This is a genomic window from Arthrobacter sp. 35/47 (genome assembly GCF_000520475.1).
GTDB lineage: Bacteria > Actinomycetota > Actinomycetes > Actinomycetales > Micrococcaceae > Arthrobacter_D > Arthrobacter_D subterraneus.
The window spans coordinates 58,960-63,380 of sequence record NZ_KI914581.1 but is presented as its reverse complement, the minus strand read 5'-3'; the positions used below and the strand labels follow the sequence as shown (position 1 = coordinate 63,380).

The 4,421-nt window shown below is 66.2% G+C and carries 6 protein-coding genes; 3 read left to right on the top strand and 3 right to left on the bottom strand.

What is annotated here, in order from left to right:
• Nucleotides 1–1,121 (top strand): ABC-F family ATP-binding cassette domain-containing protein (locus X803_RS16895; RefSeq protein ID WP_035777366.1); only part of this gene is annotated, 1,121 nt, incomplete at its 5' end.
• On the opposite strand, the gene X803_RS0100680 is transcribed toward X803_RS16895, so the two are convergent.
• Genes X803_RS0100680 through X803_RS0100670 form a run of 3 tightly spaced genes read right to left on the bottom strand, consistent with a single transcriptional unit; the run spans nucleotide 1,118 to nucleotide 2,651 of the window.
• The gene (locus X803_RS0100680; RefSeq protein ID WP_026543620.1) at nucleotides 1,118–1,933 is read right to left on the bottom strand and encodes an SURF1 family cytochrome oxidase biogenesis protein; all 816 of its coding nucleotides are present in this window, start codon (nucleotides 1,931–1,933) and stop codon (nucleotides 1,118–1,120) included. The two genes, X803_RS16895 and X803_RS0100680, sit on opposite strands and share 4 nt — an antisense overlap.
• Nucleotides 1,934–1,935: 2 nt before the next feature.
• Nucleotides 1,936–2,190, bottom strand: coding sequence for a hypothetical protein (locus X803_RS0100675; RefSeq protein ID WP_156929924.1), 255 nt, complete (start codon nucleotides 2,188–2,190; stop codon nucleotides 1,936–1,938).
• Between the two features lie 2 nt (nucleotides 2,191–2,192).
• A complete protein-coding gene (locus tag X803_RS0100670; protein ID WP_084033233.1) occupies nucleotides 2,193–2,651 on the bottom strand; it encodes a DUF3099 domain-containing protein in 459 nt (152 codons plus the stop codon).
• 91 nt (nucleotides 2,652–2,742) lie between these two features.
• Between X803_RS0100670 and X803_RS0100665 the strand changes: the two genes are divergently transcribed.
• Together X803_RS0100665 and X803_RS0100660 are read left to right on the top strand one after the other, a co-directional pair.
• The gene (locus tag X803_RS0100665; RefSeq protein WP_051470316.1) at nucleotides 2,743–3,486 is read left to right on the top strand and encodes a beta-ketoacyl-ACP reductase; all 744 of its coding nucleotides are present in this window, start codon (nucleotides 2,743–2,745) and stop codon (nucleotides 3,484–3,486) included.
• A gap of 60 nt (nucleotides 3,487–3,546) precedes the next feature.
• Nucleotides 3,547–4,290, top strand: coding sequence for an SDR family oxidoreductase (locus X803_RS0100660; protein WP_026543616.1), 744 nt, complete (start codon nucleotides 3,547–3,549; stop codon nucleotides 4,288–4,290).
• Nucleotides 4,291–4,421 lie beyond the last annotated feature (131 nt).

Below are 4,421 nucleotides of genomic sequence, written 5' to 3'. Positions count from 1 at the left end.
CCGGTGGTCAGCGCCGGCGGGTCGAGCTCGCCCGCATCCTCTACTCCGGTGCGGAGACCATGCTCCTGGATGAGCCGACCAACCACCTGGATGCGGACTCCATCACCTGGCTGCGCGACTTCCTGAAGAACCACCAGGGCGGCCTCATCGTCATCAGCCACGACGTCGACCTGCTCGAGGCGACCGTGAACAAGGTCTTCCACCTGGACGCCAACCGCTCCACGATCGACCTCTACAACATGGGCTGGAAGCGGTATGTGCAGCAGCGTGAAACCGATGAACGCGCGCGGAAGCGCGAGCGGGCCAACACCGAGAAGAAGGCCCAGGTACTGATCGACCAGGCCAACAAGATGCGAGCCAAGGCCACCAAGGCCGTGGCGGCGCAGAACATGGCCAAGCGCGCCGAGCGGATGCTCTCCGGCCTGGACGCCGTGCGCGCCTCCGACCGGGTTGCCGCGCTGCGTTTCCCGGAACCTGCACCCTGCGGGCGTACTCCGATGACCGCGGAGGGCCTGAGCAAGTCCTACGGCTCGCTGGAGATTTTCACCGACGTTGACCTGGCCATCGACCGGGGATCCAAGGTGGTGATCCTCGGGCTCAACGGTGCGGGCAAGACCACGCTGCTGCGCATGCTCGCGGGCGTCGACCAGCCGGATACCGGGAAAATCGTCCCGGGACACGGACTGAAGGTGGGTTACTACGCTCAGGAGCATGAAACCCTCGATACCGAGCGGACGGTCCTGGAGAACATGAGGTCCTCAGCACCGGACATGCGCGATGCCGAGGTGCGCGGCATCCTCGGATCGTTCCTCTTCTCAGGCGACGACGTCGACAAGCCGGCCGGAGTACTCTCCGGCGGTGAAAAAACGCGCCTGGCACTGGCAACCATCGTGGCGTCCTCGGCCAACGTGCTGCTCCTCGACGAACCGACCAACAACCTGGACCCCGCCAGCCGTGCGGAAATCCTCGGAGCGCTGCGGAACTATTCCGGCGCCGTTGTCCTTGTCAGCCACGATGAGGGAGCCGTGGACGCGCTCAACCCGGAACGGGTGGTGCTGCTGCCCGACGGCGTCGAGGACCTCTGGAACGACGATTACCTCGAACTGGTGACCCTGGCCTAGAGGCCCCGGGCATCGAGAATGGCGTCCTCTTCCTCTTCGGATGAAGGCCGCCGTCGTGCCCGTGCGGGCACCGGGGGTGCGTCCGCGTCTTCATGGTCGATGAGGTACTGCTGGCGGGCTGCATAGCCCAGTCCCACGAACAAGAGGACGCCGAACGCAAACCACTGCATCGAGTAGGACAGATGCGGTCCGAGGTCGATGGCGGGCTTTGCCGGTGCAACCGGCGCGGTTGCGGGGGCGGGTGTTTCGCTGGCCAGCAGCCCGTAGGCGGCGGTGGACACCGGGTACCCAAGCTGTTCCCTGTACTCGGCCAGGTCGATCGAGGCCAGTTGCCCGGCGGGCGCTGAGCGGTCAAGGGCGGGCTCTGCCGGCCGGATGCGCGCGACGACGGTGACCTCGCCGTCCGGTGCCGGTGGAACGTCGTCGGGGCGGCCGGCCTGATCATTGCCGATGGGCAGCCACCCACGGTTGATGACGACGGCGGTGCCGTCCTTCAGCTTCAACGGAACCAGCACCTCGTACCCGGGACGGCCGTTGAGCGGACGGTTGCGGACAATGCGCTGGCCGGCGGAGTCATATTCCCCTACAAGGGTGACCGGGGTCCATTCGGCGTTTTCCTCGAAGGCCTCGAAGAACTCCGGGGAGTAGGTGACCGGGGTCCGGTCATAGTTGGCCTGCACCGTGTTGACGGTCGCGGCCGCCTGGTCACGCCGATCCAGCTGCCACAGCCCCAGCGCGGTGCAGGCGGCAGCAAGGACCAGCACAAGCGCCAGCCAGCCGAACCAGCGGGGTGTCGCCAGATATCTCAGGATGTTCACGGTGCGGCCGGACTGCCTTCCAGCGGCAGCGTCTGCTTCCATAACCCCCGCGTGGTCAGATACTCCTGGAGCCACTCACGGTGCTCGGAGCAGGCCAGCCACACCTTCCGGCGTTCCGGTGTATGGATGCGGGGGTTGTTCCAGAGAAGCTGCCAGGACGCGCTCTTCCGGCAGGCCTTCCGGGAACACACGGGGTCACCGGGCTCGCCCGCTGCGGGGGAGGGCTTTGCACCCGGGAGCTGATCGAAAATGCTCACGCCGCTCCTTCCTTCCTGCCGGCTTCCGAGTCCGGATCCGTACCTGTATCCGGTTGCCCACCCTCTTCCTCGACGATTTCGCCCTGGAGCGTGACCGGTTCGCCTGCCTGGGCAGCGCCGGGGGCCGGCGCCTCGAGTTCGGGCGCAGGTGCACGGTCCAGCAGAGAGTCGCTGTGCGCGAGGTTACTGGTGTCGCTTCCGCCGTTTGCGATGATCACCGCAAAGTAGGGCAGGAAAACGGCCCCGGCAATCATGACCCACTGCAGCCAGCCCTCCACCACGAACACCAGGATCAGGCACACCATCCGGATACCCATGGACACGGAGTACTTGATCATCCGCTGGCGCATCTCATCACTGTGCGCCTCGCGGGCATCACTGATGTTATGGATTTCCGGGCGGCGCTTTGACTGATGGCTCAGCTTGATCATCACACTCCAAGGGGACTCTTCCATTGTCTCACTCCGTCAGCCGTTGTTAAAGTTCCCGCCCTCGCCGCTAGGATCGTACGGATGCAGGCACCGCTGACTGACGAAAGGACCCTCCATGCAGGAAAACACCGCCGCTGGAACGCCCGAGCAGAAGACCGGGCGCAGCGTCCTGGTGACGGGCGGCAACCGCGGGATCGGGCTGGCCATCGCGCAGTCCTTCCTCGCCAACGGCGACCGGGTAGCCATCACCCACCGCAGCGGTGACGTTCCGCCCGGCATGCTCGGGGTGAAGGCTGACGTCACGGACACCGCGCAGATCGATGCTGCGTTCGCGGAGGTCGAGGAGGCGCACGGGCCGGTGGAGGTGCTCATTGCCAACGCCGGTATCACGCGGGACACCCTCCTGCTGCGCATGAGCGAGTCGGACTTCACCGACGTGGTCGACACCAACCTCACCGGTGCATTCCGCGTCATCAAGCGCGCCAGCAGGGGAATGATCCGCCTGCGCAAGGGACGCATCGTGCTCATTTCCTCCGTTTCCGGTCTCTACGGCGCACCGGGCCAGATCAACTACTCCGCCTCGAAGGCGGGCCTGGTGGGTATTGCCCGGTCACTCACCCGTGAACTCGGATCGCGGGGGATCACCTGCAACGTCGTCGCACCCGGCTTCATCAACACGGACATGACGGCCGCCCTCCCGGCTGAAACCCAGCAGAACTACCTCTCCTCGATTCCGGCGGGACGGTTCGCCGAGTCGGATGAAGTGGCCAACGTGGTCCGCTGGGTCGCCAGCGATGAGGCGGCGTATATCTCTGGCGCGGTCATCCCCGTTGACGGCGGCCTCGGAATGGGCCACTGACGCAGAGCAGTTCACCGACCTACCCCAGCAGGACCAACAGAATCAAGGAGACACCCACCCATGGGCGCACTGGACAGCACAACGGCAATCGTCACGGGATCATCCCGCGGAATCGGCGCGGAGGTGGCGCGGCTGCTCGCTGAGCAGGGTGCCGCCGTCGTCGTCAATTACCGGCAGAAGGCGCCGCGGGCCAAGAAGGTGGTCTCCGGTATCGAAGCAGCCGGCGGCCGGGCCGTTGCGGTGGGCGCCGACCTGACCTCACCGGACGGCGCGCAGGCACTGGTCGATGCTGCCGTGCAGAATTTCGGCGGGCTCAACCTGCTGGTCCTCAACGCCTCCGGCGGCATGGAGACCGGTCTGGGCGAGGACTACGCGCTCAAGCTCAACCGCGACGCCCAGGTGGGCATGCTCCAGGCGGCACTTGAGGTGATGCCGGTCGGATCCAGGGTTGTGTTCGTCACCAGCCACCAGGCCCACTTCATCAATTCAGTGGCCACCATGGACGCGTATGAGCCCGTTGCACGCAGCAAGCGCGCCGGTGAGGACGCACTCCGGGACCTGATTCCCGCCCTGACCGAACGCGGCATCAGCTTCGTGGTTGTTTCAGGGGACATGATCGAGGGCACGGTCACCGCCACGCTGCTGGACCGTGCTGCTCCCGGCGCCATCGAGGCCAGGAGGCAGGAAGCCGGCCGGCTCTACTCGGTGGAGGAGTTCGCGGCGGAAATCGTTGCCATGGCCACGGCGGACGTCCCCACCGGCCACACCGAGTACGTCGGCGGCGCGGAGCATTTCACCCGCTAGCGACACCATCCGGGCCGCTGCGGTCCCCGCAGCGGCCTACAGTCGCACGAAGTGGCGCACAACGTCCAGGTACGGGAAGTTCACCGCCACGTCGGCGGCGGCACGCACGGCGGGCTTGGCGTTGAAGGCGA